Origin of the sequence: Streptomyces similanensis, from assembly GCF_039543625.1 — a bacterium.
In the GTDB taxonomy this organism is placed as follows: Bacteria; Actinomycetota; Actinomycetes; order Streptomycetales; family Streptomycetaceae; genus Streptomyces; species Streptomyces similanensis.
Genome location: NZ_BAABKC010000095.1, coordinates 56868 through 76035, shown reverse-complemented (window position 1 = coordinate 76035; position 19168 = coordinate 56868). Strand labels below are relative to the sequence as shown.

Annotated in this window: 20 protein-coding genes; 3 read left to right on the top strand and 17 right to left on the bottom strand. The window is 73.7% G+C overall.

The window, feature by feature from the left end; genetic code table 11:
- Positions 1–62: 62 nt before the first annotated feature.
- The 12 genes from ABEB07_RS29330 to ABEB07_RS29275 all read right to left on the bottom strand — a co-directional run bounded on the left by ABEB07_RS29330 (position 63) and on the right by ABEB07_RS29275 (position 9651).
- Complete coding sequence (locus ABEB07_RS29330; RefSeq protein WP_164588190.1) at positions 63–344, bottom strand: gas vesicle protein K; 282 nt, start codon at positions 342–344, stop codon at positions 63–65.
- Positions 341–538 (bottom strand): gas vesicle protein, encoded by a 198-nt coding sequence (locus ABEB07_RS29325; protein ID WP_164588189.1) that lies wholly within the window; start codon positions 536–538, stop codon positions 341–343. The genes ABEB07_RS29330 and ABEB07_RS29325 overlap by 4 nt, the downstream gene beginning before the upstream one ends.
- Positions 535–1329 carry a GvpL/GvpF family gas vesicle protein gene (locus tag ABEB07_RS29320; protein WP_176151167.1) on the bottom strand — a complete coding sequence of 265 codons (795 nt, stop codon included), beginning with the start codon at positions 1327–1329 and terminating at the stop codon, positions 535–537. Before ABEB07_RS29320 ends, ABEB07_RS29325 begins: the two co-directional genes overlap by 4 nt.
- Positions 1326–1685 carry a gas vesicle protein gene (locus tag ABEB07_RS29315; protein WP_164588187.1) on the bottom strand — a complete coding sequence of 120 codons (360 nt, stop codon included), beginning with the start codon at positions 1683–1685 and terminating at the stop codon, positions 1326–1328. Before ABEB07_RS29315 ends, ABEB07_RS29320 begins: the two co-directional genes overlap by 4 nt.
- Entirely contained in the window at positions 1682–2920 is a 1239-nt protein-coding gene (locus tag ABEB07_RS29310; RefSeq protein WP_345671101.1) for an SRPBCC family protein, read from the bottom strand. The genes ABEB07_RS29315 and ABEB07_RS29310 overlap by 4 nt, the downstream gene beginning before the upstream one ends.
- Positions 2917–3669: a PE-PGRS family protein gene (locus ABEB07_RS29305; protein WP_345671100.1), complete on the bottom strand. Its 753-nt coding sequence runs from the start codon at positions 3667–3669 to the stop codon at positions 2917–2919. The genes ABEB07_RS29310 and ABEB07_RS29305 overlap by 4 nt, the downstream gene beginning before the upstream one ends.
- Positions 3666–3929 carry a gas vesicle protein GvpG gene (locus ABEB07_RS29300; protein ID WP_176151163.1) on the bottom strand — a complete coding sequence of 88 codons (264 nt, stop codon included), beginning with the start codon at positions 3927–3929 and terminating at the stop codon, positions 3666–3668. Before ABEB07_RS29300 ends, ABEB07_RS29305 begins: the two co-directional genes overlap by 4 nt.
- Positions 3930–3934: 5 nt before the next feature.
- Positions 3935–4705, bottom strand: a complete 771-nt coding sequence (locus ABEB07_RS29295) for a GvpL/GvpF family gas vesicle protein (protein ID WP_345671099.1) — start codon at positions 4703–4705, stop codon at positions 3935–3937.
- Complete coding sequence (locus ABEB07_RS29290; protein WP_164588182.1) at positions 4702–5142, bottom strand: gas vesicle structural protein GvpA; 441 nt, start codon at positions 5140–5142, stop codon at positions 4702–4704. The genes ABEB07_RS29295 and ABEB07_RS29290 overlap by 4 nt, the downstream gene beginning before the upstream one ends.
- Positions 5143–5210: 68 nt before the next feature.
- Complete coding sequence (locus ABEB07_RS29285) at positions 5211–5588, bottom strand: gas vesicle protein GvpO (RefSeq protein ID WP_345671098.1); 378 nt, start codon at positions 5586–5588, stop codon at positions 5211–5213.
- Positions 5589–5740: 152 nt separating this feature from the next.
- Positions 5741–7588, bottom strand: a complete 1848-nt coding sequence (locus tag ABEB07_RS29280; RefSeq protein WP_345671097.1) for a transketolase — start codon at positions 7586–7588, stop codon at positions 5741–5743.
- A complete protein-coding gene (locus tag ABEB07_RS29275) occupies positions 7585–9651 on the bottom strand; it encodes an FAD-dependent oxidoreductase (RefSeq protein WP_425589092.1) in 2067 nt (688 codons plus the stop codon). The genes ABEB07_RS29280 and ABEB07_RS29275 overlap by 4 nt, the downstream gene beginning before the upstream one ends.
- 252 nt (positions 9652–9903) lie before the next feature.
- Between ABEB07_RS29275 and ABEB07_RS29270 the strand changes: the two genes are divergently transcribed.
- A complete protein-coding gene (locus ABEB07_RS29270) occupies positions 9904–10860 on the top strand; it encodes an LLM class F420-dependent oxidoreductase (RefSeq protein WP_345671094.1) in 957 nt (318 codons plus the stop codon).
- Between the two features lie 46 nt (positions 10861–10906).
- Entirely contained in the window at positions 10907–11254 is a 348-nt protein-coding gene (locus ABEB07_RS29265) for a VOC family protein (RefSeq protein ID WP_176151157.1), read from the top strand.
- Positions 11255–11266: 12 nt separating this feature from the next.
- On the opposite strand, the gene ABEB07_RS29260 is transcribed toward ABEB07_RS29265, so the two are convergent.
- A complete protein-coding gene (locus ABEB07_RS29260) occupies positions 11267–13231 on the bottom strand; it encodes a DUF5107 domain-containing protein (protein WP_345671093.1) in 1965 nt (654 codons plus the stop codon).
- A 179-nt stretch (positions 13232–13410) separates the two neighbouring features.
- Between ABEB07_RS29260 and ABEB07_RS29255 the strand changes: the two genes are divergently transcribed.
- Positions 13411–13758: a DUF6204 family protein gene (locus ABEB07_RS29255; RefSeq protein WP_345671092.1), complete on the top strand. Its 348-nt coding sequence runs from the start codon at positions 13411–13413 to the stop codon at positions 13756–13758.
- Here ABEB07_RS29255 and ABEB07_RS29250 read toward each other — a convergent pair.
- From ABEB07_RS29250 to ABEB07_RS29235, 4 genes are all read right to left on the bottom strand, one after another.
- Positions 13730–14284, bottom strand: a complete 555-nt coding sequence (locus tag ABEB07_RS29250) for a GNAT family N-acetyltransferase (protein ID WP_176151154.1) — start codon at positions 14282–14284, stop codon at positions 13730–13732. The two genes, ABEB07_RS29255 and ABEB07_RS29250, sit on opposite strands and share 29 nt — an antisense overlap.
- A 28-nt stretch (positions 14285–14312) precedes the next feature.
- Entirely contained in the window at positions 14313–16109 is a 1797-nt protein-coding gene (locus ABEB07_RS29245; RefSeq protein WP_345671090.1) for a CocE/NonD family hydrolase, read from the bottom strand.
- A 142-nt stretch (positions 16110–16251) separates the two neighbouring features.
- Positions 16252–17175 carry a S66 peptidase family protein gene (locus ABEB07_RS29240; RefSeq protein WP_345671088.1) on the bottom strand — a complete coding sequence of 308 codons (924 nt, stop codon included), beginning with the start codon at positions 17173–17175 and terminating at the stop codon, positions 16252–16254.
- Positions 17172–19121, bottom strand: coding sequence for an LpqB family beta-propeller domain-containing protein (locus tag ABEB07_RS29235; RefSeq protein ID WP_345671087.1), 1950 nt, complete (start codon positions 19119–19121; stop codon positions 17172–17174). Before ABEB07_RS29235 ends, ABEB07_RS29240 begins: the two co-directional genes overlap by 4 nt.
- Positions 19122–19168 lie beyond the last annotated feature (47 nt).

Below are 19168 nucleotides of genomic sequence, written 5' to 3'. Positions count from 1 at the left end.
CCGCACGGCGTGGGGCACCCGAACGGCCCCCGCCGCCGGGAGATCCAGGGGCGGGGGCCGGTTCAGTTCCGGGGCAGCAGCGGGCCGAGCGGGCCGAGGTCCAGGTTGAGGTCCTCGGGCCGCAGTCCGTAGCGGTCCCGCAGTTCGGCCATGCGGTCCTCCAGCAGCATCAGCGTCAGGCCGATGCGCTCCTCCTGCTCCTCGGTCAGGTCTCCCTCGTCGAACCGGCGCAGCGCCTGCCGCTCCATGAGCTGGCGCAGCAACTCCACGACGGTCAGGACGAGTTTGACCAGGTCGCGCTCCACCGTGTCCGGTTCGAGCTCCAGTCGCTTGCGCGGGGTCACGGCGCCTCCTCCACGATCTCGAAGGGGGACGGCACCTGGGCGTTGACCGAGCTGATCAGCGCGTTGAGGTCGATGCGGACGAGGTCCACGTCCGCGATGCGCAGGGTGACGTCCCCGGTGATGACGACCCCGCCGGCCAGCAGCCGGTCCAGCAGGTCGACCAGGGCGATCTCACGGCGCTCGACGACCGTCATGAGCCCCCCTCCCCCGGGAGTTCACCCGCGAAGGAGTACGCCGCCCAGGGGCCGGTGAGTTCGACGCGCAGGCCGGGCGCGTCGTCCTTGGTGCGGTCGACGAGTTCCACGAACTCCTCGGACCGGTCGCGCGGCACCAGATAGGCCGCGTTGAGGACGTTGCGGCCGGCGGCGCCGGAGAGCGTGGCGTTCTGCGGCGCGTGCAGCCGGGACTCCTCGGCGAACGCGGCCAGCCGCTCGTGCAGCCCGGTCGCGAACGTCTCGGCCCGCTGCCACAGGTCTTCGCTCGCCCTGGTCTGCTGCCTGCGCAGGCGCAGGTAGTCGCGGCCGGAGGCGGCCTTCGGAGCGGACCGCTCCTCGGCCGCCTCGGCCGCCTCGCTCTCCTCCGCCCGCTCGGACTCCAGATAGACCTTGACTCCCCACTCCACGCGCCCCGTCAGCCGGTCCAGGGTCCGGCGGAAGTGCTCCTCACGGGACTCGATCATGGAGCGCACCCCGCTGTCGTCCCGGAAGACGGTCGCCAGCCTGAGCGGCAGCGGGGTGGTGACGACGGTGAGCGCGTCGATCACGCCCTGGTGGGCGCGGGCGGTGGCGGCCAGCCAGTCCAGGTCCTCCAGATGGGCACGCAGCGCCTCCTCGGTGAAGTCCTGTTCGGGGACTTCGCTGACGACGGCGACCAGGCCGTGGTGGTGCAACGGCTTGGCCGGTGCGCCGGCCACTCCCGTCAACTGCGCCTGCAGGGGCGCCTCCAGGGGACGGCAGAGGGCGTAGACGTACCGCAGTCCGCTCATGGTTTCTCCTTCGGGAGCGCACGTTCCGTGCGCTCGGCGCCCCGCTCCAGGCCGAGTTCCTCGAGCCGGGCCAGTCGTTCACGCAACTCGGCGTTCTCCCGGGCCAGTTCGTCACGACGGGCCCGGGAGGAGAGCGCCGGGTCGCTCTCCCACCAGTCGATGCCCATCTCCTTGGCCTTGTCGACCGAGGCGACGACGAGCCGGAGCTTGATCGTGAGCAGTTCGATGTCGAGCAGGTTGATGCGGATGTCGCCGGCGATGACGACACCTTTGTCGAGCACCCGTTCAAGGATGTCGGCGAGGTTGGCGCCGCTGCTCGGGCCGTAGGAGTCCGGCAGGCGGCTCGGGGTCGTCATCGACGGCTCCCGCCCTCAGCGTGCTCGTACTCCTCCTCGGGCTCCTCTTCCTCCTCGGCTTCGCCCTCGGCCTCCTCGCCGGGCTCCTCCTCGTACTCGCCGTCCTCCTCCTCGGCGGCCTCGGGGCCCTCCTCCTCGTCCTCGGCGTAGGGCTCCTCTTCCTCCTCTTCCTCTTCCTCGCCCTCGTAGCCCTCTTCGGGCTCCTCCTCCGACTCCTCCTCCTCGGGCTCCTCGCCCTCGGCGGCGGCCTCCTCCGAGTCCTCGGAGTCCTCAGCGTCCTCGGCGTCCTCGGCGTTTTCGGGCTCCTCGCCCTCCTCAGGCTCCTGCTCCTGGTCCTGGGCGGCCTGCTCCTCTTCCTCCTCCACCGCGTCCTCGTGGCTGCGGACGACCTCGCCGTCGCGGATCTCACCGCGCCAGCCGTCCTCCGCCTCCCCCTTGAGGGTGATGAAGCGGGCGTAGTTCTTCAGGTCGAGCCGGGCCCGGCGGCCCTGGGCGCGCCAGATGTTGCCGGTCTTCTCGAAGAGGCCGCTCGGGTAGTACTCGATGACCAGCAGGACGCGGGTGAGGTTCTCCTCCAGCTCGTGGAAGGAGACGACGCCCTTCGTGGTGCCCTTGGCGCCCTCCGAGGACCACTGGATGCGGTAGTCGGGGATCTGCTCGGTGGTCTTGGCCTTCCAGCTGCGGCTGGACCAGAAGATCTTCGCCTGCCAGTCGGACGTGGTGTCGTCCGCGCGGCTGGCGCTCTTGACGCCCTTGGCGAAGGTGCTGAAGTCCTGGAACTGGGTCCACTGGTCGTAGGCGGTGCGCTGGGGCACGCCCACGTCGATGGACTCGATGATGACGGTGGGCTTGTTGCCTCCGCCGCGCTTGCTCTTGCCCTTGCCCTTGCCGCCGAGGTTCTTGAACGCGCCGATCACGCTGTCCTTGGCGTGGGAGGCGCCGACCTCCAGCGCGGAGCGCACCGGCCCCTTGCCCTCGGCGAGCTTGCGACCGCCGTCGAGCGCCATCTTCGCGAACCCCGGGCTGTTGCCCTCGGCGATGTCGTTGAGCTTGCCGGTGGTCTCACCGAGCTTGCGGCCGAGGCCGCTCAGCAGCCGTTCGGCCTGAGCCGACAGGTACTCCTGTGCCTCCGCCTTGAGCCGGTCGGCGGCCTCGCTGTGCGCGAGATTGGTCAGCGGGTTGTCCTTGGTCGCCTTGCCGGCGGCCGACTTCGCGGATCCGAGGGCCTCGGTCATCGGTCACCACCGTCCTTCGGCGTCCGGGTCCGGGAGGTGCGCCGAGCACCGCCGGACGAGGCCGTCTTCTTCGCGGCCGACTGGCCGGCCGCGGTCTTCTTCGCCACCGTCTTCTTGGCGGGGGCCTTCTTCGCCGCCTTCTTGACGGTCTTCCTGGCCGGCGTGCCGGCCTGCTCGGAACGGGCCCCCCGCTTGGCGGGGGCCGCCTTCTTCGCGGGCGCCTTGGCGGCCGCCTTGCGGGCCGGACCGCCCTCGCGCCGGCCGGCGGCCTTACGGGAGCCGTCCGAGGACTCCTCCTCCGCCTCGTCGGAGTCCTCTGAGTCCTCCGAGTCCGTGTCGGCCTCGCGGCCCTCACGGTCGTCGTAGTCGTCCTCGTACTCCTCCTCGCCGCCCTTCCGGCCGGCGGAGCCCTTGCCGCCGCCGTCGGACACGACGCCGGCCAGTCCGTCGCGGACCTTCGCCGTACGGCCCTGGAGCCGGTCGGCGAGGGCGGACATCTGCCGCTCCACCATCGCGCCGGAGGCCGCCTTGCCGACGCCCCTCATGTCCTGGCGCAGCTGGTCCCCGATCTCCTTGAACTGGGGATTGTCCTTGAGCTGGTTGCTGACCAGTTCCGCCACCCCGCGCGGGGTGAGGTTCAGCTTCTTGCCCGCGACCAGACTGCCGACGGCGACGGCCATCTTCAGTTTCTTCGTGCGTCCCAGCAGATAGCCGGCCCCTACTGCGAGGCCTATAGCCGTTCGGTTCATCGTGCCGTCCCCTCACCCGTGCCCGCGCCGCCGTGCATGCCGATCTCCAGCCGGTCCAGCAGTTCGTCCTCCTGGCGGTCGAATTCCTCCTCGGAGATCTCGCCCGCCTCCAACCGCTCTTCCAGCTGTGCCAGTTCGGCCCGTACGGTGGCCGGGTCGTAGTAGATGCGCTCCGCCTCGTGCAACACCTGTCTGATCGCCCAGGCGCCGCCGCGCGCCGGAGCGAGCGGCAGCAGCAGCACCTCCGAGATCAGTCCCATGGCCCTTACTCCGCTCCCGCGTCGGCCCCTGCCGTGGTGCCCGCCGGCTCGGCCGGGCCGGGCTCGACGAAGCTGTAGGGCGGCAGCGGCCCGTTGACGCGCAGTTCGAGGTGCGGCAGGTCCTGGCGGGCCTGCTCGACCGTCTCCAGGAACCGGGCCGCCGCGTCCCGGTCGACCAGGAAGGAGGCGTTGACCAGCCAGCCGGTGGACTCCGGGCCCTGGCTGATCGCGGCGGCCTCACCCTCGACGGCGTTCACCACCTGGGCGGCGTCGTCGGCCTCGCGCGCCTTGACGGCGGCGGCGACCATCTCGCCCAGCCTGATCTTGTCGTCGTAACTCCCGCCGCCCGACTGCCGGTTGGCCTCGGCCTGAGCCCGGATGTCCGGGTTCTCCGACATCACGCGGTGCAGTATGGCGTCCTCGTTGTGGCTCGCCTTGACGTTGTACTCGACCTTGTTGTCCAGCTCCCGCAGCCGCTCGGCATAGTGCTCGGCGCGCTCGGTGAGCACACCGGTGACCGCGTCGTCGTCGGGGGCGACGCTGCCGAACCGCATCGGCAGCACACACCCGTCCGCGCCGGCCTCGCTGAGCACGTTCTGGTGGGCGAGCAGGTCCTTGCGCTTGGGGCGCAGGTTCTCGGGCGCGTCGCTGACCACGGCGGCGAGGTCGCCGGCCGTCAGCACCCGCACCGGCCGCGGCGGCTCGCCGACGCCGGCCAAGCCCTCGGCCAGCGCCGGGTGCGAGGCGGCCGTGATGCCGTAGACGTAAGTGCTCACTCCTGCTCCTCCTTCCTGCTGCGGGACGCGGTCGCCTTGCGCGTACGCGGCCGGGACTGGGACTGGCTCTCCTCCGAGCCCTCCGAGCGCGCCTGCTTGAAGGCGTCGGAGACGGTCTGCGCGGCGCCGGACAGCGCGCCCTTGGACTTGCCGCGCGCACCGGACTCGGTGACCTCGCCGACGATCTCGGGCAGACCGGGGCTCTTGCGCGGGCCGGCCTCCAGGTCGAGCCGGTTGCAGGCCTCGGCGAACCGCAGATACGTGTCGACGCTGGCGACGACGACACGTACGTCGATCTTCAGAATCTCGATCCCCACCAGGGAGACCCTCACGAACGCGTCGATCACCAGCCCCCTGTCGAGGACGAGCTCCAATACGTCGTAGAGGCCGCTGCTGCCGCCTCCGCCGCCGGACGTCTGTGCCGGGACAACGGTCATGCCGACCGTGCCTCCTTGTCTGTGAGTGGAAGTGGAATGAAAAACGTCATCGCGTGTGTGCGTGCGCCCTACCGGCTCTTGGCGTCGGCGCGGCCGCGTTCGTAGCGGCGCAGCCGGCGGTAGCCGGTGAGCAGGCCCTCCGGGTCGATCTCGACCAGATAGCTCGCCATCAGGCTCATCGTGTCCGGCACCCGCTCCAGTTCGAGGACCTCGACCTCCAGTGACCAGCCGTCGTCCGTCCGCTCGAAGGAGGTGACGGACTCCGCGGTCACCCCGGCGAGCTCCGCCAGCTGGGCGCGCGCCTCGCGCAGCACCTCGACGGGGCTCATCCGGCGGGTCGCCGCACGCTCGCCGTTCCCGCTTTCCTCGTTTTCGGTGCGTGACTCCTGAGTTTTGTGTGACTTCTGTGAGTCCTGAGACTCGGATGCGTGATTCGTGTTCGACATGGCCACCTCTCTTCTCCGGGTGGCCGCTGGATCCTCGGCCAAACCTTCACAGGCACACGCATCCCCGCGCACCGGCGGCCCGCGCGGGGTCCGCCGGTGCGCGCAGGTCCTCGGTCAGCGGCGGGTGTTGCGGTGGGTGTACGGCTCGTCGCTCACCGCACCACCGCCTCCTCCACCAGCAGCCGGGCGGAGGCGGCGATGGACTCGGCGTCGATGCCGGCGGCGTGCAGCTGCTCCTCGGGCGAGGCCGAGCCGGGCATCGTCCGGACGGCGAGGCGGACCAGGCGCGGGGTGGGCCGGCCGTCGACGAAGGCGTCGCACACCGCGTCGCCGAGGCCGCCCTCCTCGCGGTGGTCCTCGACGGTGAGCAGGCAGCCGGTCTCCTCGGCGGCCCGGCGCAGCGTGTCCCGGTCGACGGGCTTGACGGAGTACAGGTCGATCACCCGCACCGGGATGCCCTCCTCGTGCAGGGCGTCGGCGGCCCGCAGCGCCTCGTGCAGGGTGACGCCCGCGGCGACGATCGTCAGCCGGTCGCCGTCGGAGGCGCGCAGCACCTTGCTGCCGCCGACCGGGAACTCCTCGTCGGGCCCGTAGATGACCGGGCTCTCGCCGCGCGAGGTGCGCAGGTAGCGGACGCCGTCGAGGTCGGCCATGGCGGCGACGAGCTTGGCGGTCTGGTTGGCGTCGCTCGGGTAGAGCACGGTCGAGTCGTGGATCGCCCGCATCATCGCCAGGTCCTCGAGACCCATCTGGCTGGGCCCGTCCTGTCCGATGGAGACGCCGCTGTGCGAGCCGTTGAGGTTGAGGCCGGAGCCGCTGACGGCCGCCATCCGCACGAAGTCGTAGGCCCGGGTGAGGAAGGCGGCGAAGGTGGAGGCGTACGGCACCCAGCCGCGCCGGGACATGCCGACCGCCGTCGCGACCATCTGCTGTTCGGCGATGTAGCACTCGAAGTAGCGCTCGGGGTGCTCCTTGGCGAAGAACTCCGAGCGGGTGGAGTCGCCGACCTCGCCGTCCAGGGCCACCACGTCGCCGTGGGCGGCGCCGAGCGCGGCGAGCGCCTTGCCGTAGGCATCGCGGGTGGCGACCTCCTCGCCCTTGTCCCAGCGGGGCAGGTCCAGGCCGTCGCGTCCGGCGGTGCGCGGCGCGGGGGTGGCCGGCGGTGCGTGCACCCGGACGCGCAGGTCGCGTACGCCGCCCAGTTCCTCGATCGCCTCGTCGGCGTCCTTGAGCGGCTTGCCGTGCAGTCCCTCGCGGTCCTCGGTGGCCTTGACGCCCTTGCCCTTGAGGGTGCGGGCGATGATGGCGGTGGGCTGGCCGGTGGTGGAGATCGCCTCGCCGTAGGCGCGGTCGACGGCGTCCACGTCGTGGCCCTCGATCTCGATGGTGTGCCAGTCGAAGGCGCGGAAGCGGCGGGCGTAGGCGTCCAGGTCGTGGCCGTGCCGGGTGGCGCCGCGCTGGCCGAGCCGGTTCACGTCCACGATCACGGTCAGGTTGTCCAGGTGCTCGTACCCGGCGTGCTCGGCGGCCTCCCAGATGGAGCCCTCGGCCAGCTCGCTGTCACCGCACAGCACCCACACCCGGTAGTCGGCGTGGTCCAGTCGCTTGCCGGCCAGCGCGATGCCGACGCCGATCGGCATGCCCTGTCCGAGGGAGCCGGTGGCGGTCTCCACCCACGGCAGCCGCTGCGGCGTGGGGTGGCCCTCCAGGCGGCTGCCCAGCTTGCGGAAGGTGAGCAGTTCGTCGTCGTCGATGGCGCCGGCCGCCTTGAAGGCGGAGTACAGCAGCGGGGAGGCGTGCCCCTTGGACAGGACGAAGCGGTCGTTGCCGGGGTGGTCGGGCTGATCGAAGTCGTAACGCAGATGGTTGGCCAGCAGTACGGCCATCAGGTCGGCGGCGGACATCGAGGACGTGGGGTGCCCGGAGCCGGCCGCTGCGGCGGCCCGCACACTGTCCACCCTCAACTGCTGTCCGAGCTCGACGAGTTCGTCGCTGTTCATGAGTCTCCTTCCGTGGGAATGTCGATACGCCTGACGGGGCCCGGGCCGGGGTGCGGTGCGGCGGGGCCGCGGTCCGGCCGGCGTTCCTCGGCGGGAGCGGTCGGGCCCTCGGCCCGCTCCCCGGCTTCGGCGGCCGTCCGGCCGCGCTCCGGCCGTCCGCCGGAGCCGCCCCGGGCCGGCTCGGGGCCCGGCTGGGCCTTCGCCTGCCGCCCGCCCGTCCGGTCGCGGCCGGACTCGCCGCCCGGCTGGTTCCGCCGGGGCCCGGGCCCCGGCCGCGCCCGCCCGGACTTCCCGCCCGGCCGCCCCCGCCCGGCCGCGGCGCCGGAGCCCGCCGCCTGCCCACCGGGCTGGTTCTTCGCGGGCTCACCGCCGGGTTGGTTCTTGGCGGGCTCGCCGCCGGGTTGGTTCTTGGCGGGCTCGGGGCCTGGCTGGCTGCCCGCGGGCTCACCGCCCGGCCGGCTCTGGGCGGGCTCGGGGCCGCCCGGCTGGTTCTTCGCAGGCTCAGGAGCTGGTTGGCTGCCGGCGGGCTCGCCGCCCGGCCGGCCCTTCGCGGGCTCCGCAATCGGGCGGTCGGCCGAGCGCTTCGTGGGCGGCTGCGGGTGCGGGGCCGGTTCCGCGCCCGCCAGTTGGGCCTTCTCCGTGTTGTCGATGATCTCGGTGAGGGGCACTCCCCCGGTCTCACCGGACTCCCGCGCCCCTTCGCCCGGCTCCCGCACACCCCCACCGGGCCCGGACCCGCCCGTACCTCCGGCGTCGGCGTCCGTGCGCCCGGTCGGTCCGCCCGGGACCCGGGCCAGTTCCGGGGACGCCGACTCCAGCGGCACCGACCAGGACCGTACGAGGCCCAACTGGACGGCTTGGCGCGGCAGTACGGCGTTCAGCAGCCAGTCGGCGGCCACCCGCACCCGGTTGCCCGGCATCGCCGCGAGGTGGTAGCCGCGGGTGACCACCCCGGCCGGGAGGCCGGACAGCGGAACGCCCAGCGGGTTCGCGGCGGCCCGGGTTCCGCCGAGGTCCACCACGAACCCGAGGTCGCGGTGGCGGTAGGGCCGCGCCTGTCCGACGCCGAGCGAGGCGGCGACGTTGACGGCGGCGATCCGGCCCTGCCGCCAGGCGTGCTGCGCGGTCATCGGCGTGAACCCGCCGGGGTGCTCCAGATCGGGCACCGCCGCCGCGTCCCCGCACGCGAACACCTCCGGCCGCCCCGGCACCTGGAGGTAGGGGTCCACCACGAGCCGCCCGCGCTCCAGCGGCTCCCCGGTGCCCTCGACCAGCGGATCGGGCCGTACGCCCACGCACCACACGAGGGTGCGGGTCGGCACGGACTCGCCGTCCGTCAGCAGCGCCCCCTCGTGCGTCGCCTCCTTCACGGAGACGCCCATGCGCACATCGACGCCCCGCTCCCGCAGCACCCGGTCGGCGGTGCGCGAGAGCCGTTCGTCCAGCTCGGGCAGGACGCGCGGCGCGATGTCCAGCAGCATCCAGCGCGGCCGCACGCCGTAGGGCAGCGGGCGGCGGCGCACCTGCGCGTCGGTGTACAGCTTTCCCTGCGCGGCGACCTCGGTGCCGGTGTAACCGGCGCCCACGACGACGAACGTGCAGCGCGCCGCGCACTCGTCCCGGTCCCCGGCGGCCGCCGCGAGCTCCATCTGCCGGGTCACGTGGTCGCGCAGGTACAGCGCCTCCGGCAGCCCGCGGAAGCCGTGCGCGTGCTCGGCGACGCCGGGGATCGGCAGCAGCTTGTTGACGCTGCCGACCGCCAGCACCAGCCGGTCGTACGCCAGCGTCCCGGCGCGCCCCTCGGGCCCGGTGTAACGCACGGTGCGCGCGTCCAGGTCGATGCCGTCGGCCTCGCCGAGGACGAGCCGGACCCCGGGCAGCGTCCCGGACAGGGAGACGGTGACCCGGCGCGGCTCCAGGACGCCGGCGGCGACCTGGGGCAGCAGCGGCAGGTACAGGAAGTAGTCGGTCGGGTTGAGCAGGGTCACGTCGGCCTTGCCCCGGGACATCCGGGACAGGGTCCGGGCCGCCCGGTATCCGGCGAAGCCGGCACCGACGATCACTGTGCGGGGTCGACCCACGGTTCGCCTCCGGCGCTGTCACGTGCGTGGTACGGAACTGACCGCGTCCCCCCGGCCGGGGTGGCCAAACGTGCGCCGGCGTCCGGCGGAGCGACCGCGCCGCTCCGGTCGCCGGGCCGGCGCGGCCGGTCACCGGCCCGGTGCGACCGGGGGCCCGGCCTCCGGTTTCCGCCGTCGGCGCCGGGTACTCGGCAGCCCGTCCCCCGCCCGTCCCCGTCCCGGAGGTGTCCTCCCATGCCCGAGTACGGCTACTTCCTCTCGTGCGAGCAGTACCGCCCCGCGGACCTGGTCGAGCAGGCCAGGATGGCCGAGCAGGCCGGGTTCCAGGCGCTGTGGATCTCCGACCACTACCACCCGTGGAACGACGCGCAGGGCCAGAGCCCGTTCGTGTGGTCGGTGATCGGGGCGCTGTCCGAGGCGGTGTCGCTGCCCATCGAGACGGCCGTCACCTGTCCGACGGTGCGGATCCATCCGGCCGTGGTGGCGCAGGCGGTCGCCACCAGCGCGGTGATGACCGAGGGCCGCTTCCGGCTCGGCGTCGGCACCGGCGAGGCGCTCAACGAGCACATCCTGGGCGACCGCTGGCCCCCGGCGGGGGTGCGGATGGACATGCTGGAGGAGGCGGTGCAGGTGATCCGCCGACTGCTGACCGGCGAGGAGGTCACCCACCACGGCACGCACTACACCGTGGAGAACGCCCGTCTCTACACCGTCCCCGACGAGCCCGTACCGATCGACGTCTCCGGCTTCGGCCCCAAGGCGACCGCGCTCGCGGCGCGGGTGGGCGACGGCTACATCACGATGGCGCCGGACGAGGAGATGGTCACCCGGTACCGCAAGGGCGGGGGCGGCGCCAAGCTCGTCAGCGGCGGCACGAAGGTGTGCTTCGGCACCGACCGCGAGGAGTGCGTCCGCACCGTGCACGACCTGTGGTACAACGAGCAACTCCCCGGCGAGATGGGCCAGGTGCTGCCCAGCCCCCGGCACTTCGAGCAGCTCAAGCCGCTGGTCACCGAGGACGCCGTACGGGAGAACGTGGTGTGCGGCGACGACGTCGACCAGCACGTGGCCACGCTCAAGGAGTTCGCCGACGCCGGCTTCGACCGCGTCTACGTCAACCAGATCGGACCCGACCAGCGCGGCTTCTTCGACTTCTACCGCACCAAGGTGCTGCCGCAACTCCCGCACTGAGCACGGGACATGAGGGGCGCCGACCGCACCGGCTAGGCTCGGCCGCATGGAGATTCTGGGAGCCAGCCTGCGCGTCTGTGTCGACGACCTGGAGACCGCGGTCCCCTTCTACGAACGGCTGGCGGGCGGCACCGCCCTGCGTTTCGAGCGCGGCGGCGTGCAGGTGGCCGCCGTCGGCTGCTTCCTGCTGATGAGCGGCCCGGAGGCGGAGCTGGAGGTGCTGCGCAAGGTGGCGGCGACGATCGCCGTCGAGGACGTCGAGGACGCCCACCGGGTGCTGACCGGGCTCGGCGCGCGTGTCGTCGCGGGCCCGGTCACCACCCCGGCGGGCCGCAACCTCATCGCCATGCACCCGGACGGCGCGGTCTACGAGTACGTGGACCGCCGCGCCTGAGCGCACGGCCGCTCACGAGGGCTCCGCGCGCATCCGGAAGTCGTAGCGCGCGGGCAGGTCGCCGCCGCCCGCGAGGCGCCACACCTGGCCGAGGCGTTCGTCGCCCTCCCGCAGGTCGGCGACCTCGAAGCCCTCGTCGAAGACGGCCCGCGCCCGCTCGGGCCGCCCCTCGGCGAGCAGCAGTTCCGCCTCGGCGAGCCGGAACCGGCCGCGGGCCCGGGTCGCCGGGTCCACCCGTTCCCACACCATGCGGGCGTCCGCCGGGCGGCCCGCCCGCAGCAGCGCCTCGATCGCCTCGCGGCCGAGCGCGGCGACGGCCGCCGTCTCCCGTTCGCCGTCGCCGGAGCGCTCAAGGCACAGGGCGTCGAAGGCCCGCGCGTACCGGTCGGCGGCCCGCTCGTGGTGGTCGCTCTCCCGGTCGGCCACGGCCAGGCAGCGCAGCGACGGCCAGTGCCGCGGGGCGAGTTCGAGCGCCCGCTCCCAGCTGCGCACCGCCTGCGCCCGGTCGCCGGCGTGCCACTGGGCGACGCCGAGGTGGTACTCGGCGGCCGGCGTCGCGGGCGCGGTCTCCAGCAGGTCACGCCAGTGCGGGGCGACCAGGCTCGGTCCGGGCGGCCCGGCCCGCTCCGGTTCGGGCAGGGAGCCGGAGCGCAGCAGGCGCCGCCACGGCTCCTGCTGCGCGCCGAGGGTCGACTCGGGAAACGGTGTGCCGGGCAGCTTCCAGCCGCCGCGCAGCACTTCCAGCGCGCCCCAGCCGGACCCCGCGCTCAGGATCTCCTCCGGTTCGGCGTCGGCGTACGGCTTCCAGGCCGCGTGGGCGGCGTCGACGGCGGCGCGCGGCAGTACCGCCTCCAGCCGCTCCTCGGTGCGCCGTACCGCGGCGTCCCACTCCCCGGCCGGCGGCGGCGCGTCGAGCGGGCCGTAGGACTCCAGCCAGGACACCTCGCTCTCCGCCTCAAGACGTACGTGCTCCAGCTGGGTGCGGGCGAGGCCGGCCTGTATCTCGCAGTAGCCGCCGGTGCCGGGCTCGGTGAGCCAGTCCTGCCAGCGCCGTCCGCCGGGTCCGGAGCCCCATACGAACAGTTTCCGGCCGCGCAGGGCGTCGGTGGAGGTCTGCACCAGTCCGTGGCCGGTCTCGTCGAGCGCGGCGATCCAGCGGCGGCGTCCGTCGGGCACGTCGTAGAAGTAGTCGGCGGCGTAGGGGCTGTCGCGGGGGTAGGTGCGGTCGGCTCCGTCGTGCGCGGGGACCGGCACCCGGCGCAGCCGGCGCTCGTAGCCGAAGTGCCAGGCCGCTTCGGCGGGGGCGAGCACCCGGCGTTCCTCGGGAACGGCGATGTTGGACCACCAGTACGCCGGCACGGGCCGCTCGTGGGGGTTGCGGACGCGGACGCCGACGTGCAGGAAGTCGGAGCCGTCGGGCAGCCACAGGTCCACCTGGAAGGGCAGGTCGCGCAGCCGCTCCCACTCCCACAGGCGCAGCATCGCCGAGCCGTCGGGCGCGGGGACGCGGGCGGCGTGCACGGGTGCGCAGGACAGCGTGGTGTGTCCGGTGGCGCCGATGTTCCATTCGACGCCGCCGGAGAACCAGGCGCCGTTGAGGGCGAAGTTGGCGGGCTGCAACACGGGGTTGCGGTAAAGGAGTTCGCGTCCGGTGGGCAGGTGGACGAGGGAGGCGATCCGGCCGCCGAGGCCGGGCAGCACGGTGGCGCGCAGCCGGTCGTTCTCCAGGACGAGGGCGTCGATCGCCCGGGGCCGGCGGGTTCTGCCGTAGCCGTCGCGGACCGGCGCCGGGAGCAGGCTGTGCAGCGGGGCGTAGCCGATCTGGCGGGCCATGTCGTGCGGGAGGCCCGCCCTGTCGCGGTCCTCGACGCGGTGGACCTCGTCGAGCGGGCGCAGCGCCGGCAGCGGGTTGTCCGGCCCGAGCGGTGCGGCCGGCAGCGTGAGTACCTCATGTCGGATCGTCGTCACGATCACCATGGAACCCGGTCGCCGGTGTGCTGACCAGGGGCACCGGCGGTCAGGATTGCGCAAAGGCGGCGGCCCGGAAATCCCGTGGTCGGCGCGGTCCCGGCCGCGTAGAGTCGGCCCTTCGACCAGGTGTGAGGTGTTTCGGCCGCGTGCGACGTGTCCGGGACGGGACGAGGAGCGGTTGACCGATGAGCGCGCAGCACACCTACCGGGTGATCGTCCGGGGTGCCTGGGACGGGCTGACCGAGGGGGCGCGGGAGCGGCTGCTGGCCGAGGCGGCCGACCACGGGATGATGAGCATGCGGTTCACCGAGGAGGGTTCGCTCTCCTACGAGCCGGCGCCGCTGAAGCACTTCTCGATGCGCTATGTGGTGGTGTGCGACGCCGAGGACGGTGCGGAGATGGCCGCGGCGATCGCCGAGGACCGTGCCGGGACGGCCCTGCGGGAGCTGGGTTACGGCTTCGGTGAGCTGCGCTCGACGGTGACGGACCTCGACACCGTGAAGATCAACCGGAAGTCCGCATCTCGGCGGTGAGCGCCCAGCGTTCGTGGTCGCGCCATTCCCCGTCGACGTGGAGCATGGCCGGTGAGTAGCCCTCCAGGCGGAAGCCGCAGGAGCGGGCGAGGGCGAGGGAGGCGGTGTTGCCCGGCTGGGCGTTGATCTCCAGCCGGTGCAGTCCGAGCGGGCCGAAGGCGTGGCCGACGACGAGGTTCAGGCCCTCCTTCATCAGTCCGCGTCCGGCGGCGTGCGCGAAGGCGCCGTAGCCGAGCGCGCCGGACTGGAAGGCGCCCCGCACGATGTTGTTGATGTTGACGTAGCCGGCGAGGGCGCCGCCGTCGTCCTTGTCGCAGACCAGGAAGCCGGCCCGGTCCTCGTCCTCGATGAGCCGCCCCGCGTAGGCGGCGTACGCCTCCGTCGTGGCCGGCGGGAAGAGCCAGGGGCGGTGCAGCTCCCGGCTCTCCCGGACGCGGGCGGTGAACTCGGCGGCGTCGTCGGGGGTGAAGGGGCGGATGCCCACGCGGGGGCCTTCGGCGAGGTGGCGGGGGGCGGTGTGCGGCATCCCGACACCCTATGCCGGTGCGCCGGGTTCAGTCGCCCAGGACGGGCAGCCGGAGGGTGCCGGTGTCGCCGGGCGCGGCGGTGACGGTGACCGCTTTGACGCCCCGGTTGCCGAAGTAGGCGTCGTCGCTCGCCGCGATGACGAACCGCAGCCGGTGGCCCGGCGCGTAGCGGTGGACGATGCCCGGCAGGGTCACCGTGAAGGGGCGGGTCGCGTCCGGTACGCGCACGGGGGCGACCAGCCGGTGCACGAGCGTCTGGGCGCCGTTCGGCGCGACGTCGTACAGCTTGGCGAACAGGACGAGCCGGTCCGCGGCGTCGGCGGAGCGCTGGCCGCGTTCGGCGTCCGGCGAGTGCACCCTGAGGGTGGCGCGGGGTGCGCCGACGACGACGAGGGCGTGGTCCAGGGGTGCGCCGGTCCAGCCGAGGCAGGTGCCGTCGGCGTCGTGCGGCGCGGGGTCGGGCAGTCCGGTCAGTGCGGCCAGCGAGCTCTCCGAATGGCTGGTGGGCAGCGGCTGGTTGGCGTAGGTACGGCTGCCGCGGGCGACCTCGCCGGGGGTGTCCACGAGGGCGCCGTCGCCGGACAGGTACAGGGTCCGGGTCGGGGCGGGGAGCCGGTCGGCGGTGGCGTAGGCGTGCTCCGGGCCGCCGGTCCAGTCGCGGTAGTAGGCCAGTTCCGGTCCGGGGCCGGTGTGCCGGTGGCGTCGCAGATGGCGGTCGAACCAGGCGAGGACGCGCCGGCCGACGTAGCTGGTCTCCAGATTGTCCCGGGAGAAGGCGAATTCGCCGGAGCCGGGGCCGTTCTCGCCGCCGCTGTGTCCCCAGGACTGCCAGATCATCCTGGTCTCGGTGCCGTGGGCCTTGAGCGCCCGGTAGGTGGCGGCGGCCTCGTTGAGGTTGAACAGGGTGTCGGCCTGGCCCTGGACGAGCAGGGTGGGCGCCGTCACCCGGGCGAGGTAGGACGCCGGGGAGACCGCGCGGGCGTAGGCGAGCAGCCGCTCGGTGCGGTTAGGCGGGTAGCCGCCGGAGTTGAGGGTGCGGACGGCGTCGCAGAAGCCGGTCGCGAAGTGCAGGCAAGTCAGGGAGTTGAAGCGGGACGGGTCGAGGGCCGGTTCGATCAGCGGGCGGCTCTCGCCGACGAGGTAGAAGCCGTCGGTCCACTGCCACTTGAAGGCGCCGGGGACGGCCGTCGCGCCGAGCGCGTTGTTCGGGGCGAGGGAGTAGGCCAGGTCGTTCCAGGTGGCCATCGGGACGAGCGCGTCGATCCGGTGGTCCACGGCGGCGGCGGCCAGTTGGACGGCTCCGCCGTAGGAGCCGCCGATCATGCCGACGCGCGGGTCGCCGGCGCCGTCCGAGGTGACGTAGTCGGCCCGGGTGCCGTCGTCGGCGGCGCGGGTTCCGCCCAGGAAGTCGATCAGCCGGGCGGCGGCCCGGCCGTCGAGGTCCGGGTGGTCCAGGGAGATCAGGCAGCCGGAGCGGCCGAAGCCGAGGCCGGAGTAGACCAGGGCCACGTAGCCGCGGCGGGCGAAGGCGGCGCCGATCAGGTCGGTCGCGCCGTCGTTCTTGCTGCCGCCGAAGCCGTTGGTGGCGAGCACGGCGGGCGCCGGGTGGGCGCGGTCCACGCCGGCCGGCCGGTACAGGTCGGCGTCGAGGGCGCAGGTGCGGTCGCCCTGGCGGACGGTGAACCGCAGCGCGGTGACCCGGTACGCCCCGGTGGGCGCGGCGGCGGCGAGCGCGGAGGGCGTGGTGAGCGCGAGGGGCGCGGCGAGTGCCGCGGCGAGGACGGCGGCGAGGGCGGCGCGGACTCCGGGCGCGCGACGGGACACAGGACCTCCACACTGAGGACAGCCGGTAGTTACCGACCGGTAAGTACCGGCTGCGTCCATGCTGTGACACGTGTCAGGCCCCGTCAATCACCGCTTCGGGGTGTTTTGACGATGCGTCAGGTGACGCGGGCGTGGTTCCCGTTCAGCGCAGCGCCGGGGCCGCCAGTGTCAACGTGCCCGCCGTCGCGTCGAGTTCGGCCTCGACGCCGAACGGTATCGTCAGCGCCCCTTCGCAGTGACCGAACCCGAAGTCCTCGGCGACGGGCACCCCGAGGCCGCCGAGCCGGTCGGCGAGCAGCGCCCGCACCCGGTCGGGTCCCTCGCAGCTCTCCCACGACCCGAGCAGCACCCCGCGCACCCCCTCGAACCACCCGGCGCGCAGCAGCTGGGTGACGTAGCGGTCCAGGCGGTACGTCTCCTCGCCCACGTCCTCCAGGCAGAGCAGTCCGCCGGCCGCCGACGGCCGGGCGTGCGGGGCGCCGAGTTCGGCGGCGAGCAGCGCGAGGCAGCCGCCCAGCGTCACGCCCCTGGCCCGGCCGGGGACCAGGGCGGCGCCGCCGGAGGCGATCGTGGTGACCGTCTCGGGCGCGAACAGGGTCGCCCTGAGGTGGTCCTGCGCCCGGGCGTTCTTGACGAAGTCGAGGCCGGCCGCCATCGGGCCGTGCAGGGTGACCAGGCCGAGCCGGGTGGCGAACGCCTCGTGCAGCGCGGTGATGTCGCTGAAGCCGACGAACACCTTCGGTCCGGCCGCGCGCATCGCGTCCCAGTCCAGCAGGTCCGCCATCCGCTGCGCGCCGTAGCCGCCGCGGGCGCACAGCACCGCGTCGACGGCCGGATCGCACCAGGCGCCCTGGAGGTCGGCGGCCCGGGCGGCGTCGGTCCCGGCGAGGTAGGGGAAGGCGTCGTGCCGGTCCAGGACGTGCGGGGCGGCGACCGGGTCCAGGTCCCAGCCGCGCAGCACGTCGAGCCCGGCCTGGAGCCGTTCCTCGGGCACCGGGCCGCTGGGGGCCACGACGGCCACCCGGGCGCCGGGGGCGAGCCGGGCGGGACGGCGCAGTTCCTTCACGTGTCGAGCTCCAGGGTCGCGAGGTCGCCTGCCGGGTCCAGGCCGAACACCTGAGCGTACAGCGACAGCTCCGCCTCCAGCGCCCGCACCGTGGTCGACGCCCGCCGGAAGCCGTGCCCCTCGCCCTCGAAGGTGAGGTAGGCGTGCGGCACCTTCCGCCCGGCCAGCCGGGCCAGGAACCGCTCGCACTGCACCGGCCGGCAGATCACGTCGTCCAGGCCCTGGAGCAGCACGAACGGCGCCGTCAGCCGGTCGGCGTGCGTGGCGGGCGAGCGCTCGGCATAGCGCTCTGGCACCTGCGCGACCGGCCCGACCAGCGTCTCCAGGTATCGCGACTCGAAGTCGTGCGTCTCCCCCGTGGCCCAGCCGGTCAGGTCGAGCACCGGGTACAGGATCGTGCCGCAGGCGTAGACGTCGGTGCGGGTCAAGGAGGCGGCGGCCGTCCAGCCGCCCGCGCTGCCGCCGCGGATCGCGAGCCGGTCCCGGTCCGCCGCGCCCTCCTCGGCGAGGGCGAGGGCGACGGCCGCGCAGTCCTCGACGTCCACCACGCCCCACTGCTCGCGCAGCCGGTTGCGGTAGGCGCGCCCGTACCCGGTCGAGCCGCCGTAGTCGACCTCCACGACGCCGATGCCGCGCGAGGTGAAGTAGGCGATCTCCAGGTCGAGGACGAGCGGCGAGCGGCTGGTGGGTCCGCCGTGCGCCCACACGACGTACGGCGGCGACTCGCCCTCCGGCGCCGCGTATTCGGGGTGGTGCGGCGGGTAGAGGCGGGCGTGGACCTCGCGGCCGCCGGGGCCGGTGAAGGTACGCGCCCGCGGCCGGGGGTAGTAGGCCGGATCGACGGCGTCGCGGTGCGCGGCGCCCACCACCCGGGTGTGTCCGGTGCGGGTGTCCAGCTCCACCACCTCGTGCCCGCGGTCCGGACCGGCGGCGACCGCGATCACCCGGTCCCCGTGCACCGCGAGGGTGGGCTCGCACTCGGTCCAGGGGCCCGGTACGTCGACGACCTCGCCGGTCTCCGGGTCGAGTATGCCGAGGGCGGCGGCGCCCCGCCCGTGCAGGACGGCGATCAGCCCGCACTCCAGCGGGGCGAACCAGCGCTGCCCGAGCCGCCACAGCGGCCCGGCGAACTCCTCCTCCCGCGCGCACAGCGGCCGGCCGTCGCGGTAGAGGTTCCACCAGCCGCTGCGGTCGCTCGCGTACAGCAGGGAGCCGTCGGCGGCCCAGTCGACCTGGGCGATCGACTCGTCGGGGCCGCCGGCGACGGTGCGGGGCGCGCCGAGGCGGCCGTCCTCGGTGACGTCGGCGATCAGCAGTTCGGTGCCGTCCCACGGCATCCGGGGATGGTCCCAGGCCAGCCACACCGCCCGGCGGCCGTCCGGTGACAGACGCGCCCCGGTGACGAACCGGTGTCTGTCCTCAAGGAGTTCGCGGACCGCGCCGCGGTCCTCGGCGGCCGAGCCGTCCAGCGGCACGGCGGCCGGCACCCGCCGTACGTCGCTCGGGCCCTCGCCCGTGAACTCCTCCATGACGCACCAGACTTCGTCGCGCCCGGCGACCAACTGCGGGTCCACCCAGCGCAGTCCGTCGCCCACCGGGGAGAGGGGGGTGAGCGGGCGCGGCTCGCCGCCCGGCCGCCAGGAGTACAGCCGCTGGTCGGCGAAGTTCACGAACACCAGCAGGGGCGCGCCCTCGCGCACCGTCCCGGTCCACGGCCGGCCGCCGTACTCGATGACCCGGCTGCGGACGTTCCACGGTTCGGGCAGCACCGCCTCCTCGCCGTCGGCGGTGCGCCGCACCAGGGTGCGCCGGCCGCCCTCCGCGGGCCGGCACGCCGTCCACCAGACCTCGTCGCCGACGAAGCCGGCGAACTCCGGCCTGCCGTGGGCGGCGGCGAGGGCCGCGTCGACGGGCGAGGGCCAGGAACCGTACGGCAGTGTCTGCACTGTCTCCCCTTCGCGTTCGGATGGTTCGGGCGGCGCGTCCGTGACCG

What these genes read in the sequence shown, in the direction of transcription:
- ABEB07_RS29325 (WP_164588189.1), bottom strand. Translation starts at nt 538, where the DNA reads ATGACGGTCGTCGAGCGCCGTGAGATCGCCCTGGTCGACCTGCTGGAC.
- ABEB07_RS29320 (WP_176151167.1), bottom strand. Translation starts at nt 1,329, where the DNA reads ATGAGCGGACTGCGGTACGTCTACGCCCTCTGCCGTCCCCTGGAGGCG.
- ABEB07_RS29315 (WP_164588187.1), bottom strand. Translation starts at nt 1,685, where the DNA reads ATGACGACCCCGAGCCGCCTGCCGGACTCCTACGGCCCGAGCAGCGGC.
- ABEB07_RS29310 (WP_345671101.1), bottom strand. Translation starts at nt 2,920, where the DNA reads ATGACCGAGGCCCTCGGATCCGCGAAGTCGGCCGCCGGCAAGGCGACC.
- ABEB07_RS29305 (WP_345671100.1), bottom strand. Translation starts at nt 3,669, where the DNA reads ATGAACCGAACGGCTATAGGCCTCGCAGTAGGGGCCGGCTATCTGCTG.
- ABEB07_RS29300 (WP_176151163.1), bottom strand. Translation starts at nt 3,929, where the DNA reads ATGGGACTGATCTCGGAGGTGCTGCTGCTGCCGCTCGCTCCGGCGCGC.
- ABEB07_RS29290 (WP_164588182.1), bottom strand. Translation starts at nt 5,142, where the DNA reads ATGACCGTTGTCCCGGCACAGACGTCCGGCGGCGGAGGCGGCAGCAGC.
- ABEB07_RS29285 (WP_345671098.1), bottom strand. Translation starts at nt 5,588, where the DNA reads ATGTCGAACACGAATCACGCATCCGAGTCTCAGGACTCACAGAAGTCA.
- ABEB07_RS29280 (WP_345671097.1), bottom strand. Translation starts at nt 7,588, where the DNA reads ATGAACAGCGACGAACTCGTCGAGCTCGGACAGCAGTTGAGGGTGGAC.
- ABEB07_RS29270 (WP_345671094.1), top strand. Translation starts at nt 9,904, where the DNA reads ATGCCCGAGTACGGCTACTTCCTCTCGTGCGAGCAGTACCGCCCCGCG.
- ABEB07_RS29265 (WP_176151157.1), top strand. Translation starts at nt 10,907, where the DNA reads ATGGAGATTCTGGGAGCCAGCCTGCGCGTCTGTGTCGACGACCTGGAG.
- ABEB07_RS29260 (WP_345671093.1), bottom strand. Translation starts at nt 13,231, where the DNA reads ATGGTGATCGTGACGACGATCCGACATGAGGTACTCACGCTGCCGGCC.
- ABEB07_RS29255 (WP_345671092.1), top strand. Translation starts at nt 13,411, where the DNA reads ATGAGCGCGCAGCACACCTACCGGGTGATCGTCCGGGGTGCCTGGGAC.
- ABEB07_RS29250 (WP_176151154.1), bottom strand. Translation starts at nt 14,284, where the DNA reads ATGCCGCACACCGCCCCCCGCCACCTCGCCGAAGGCCCCCGCGTGGGC.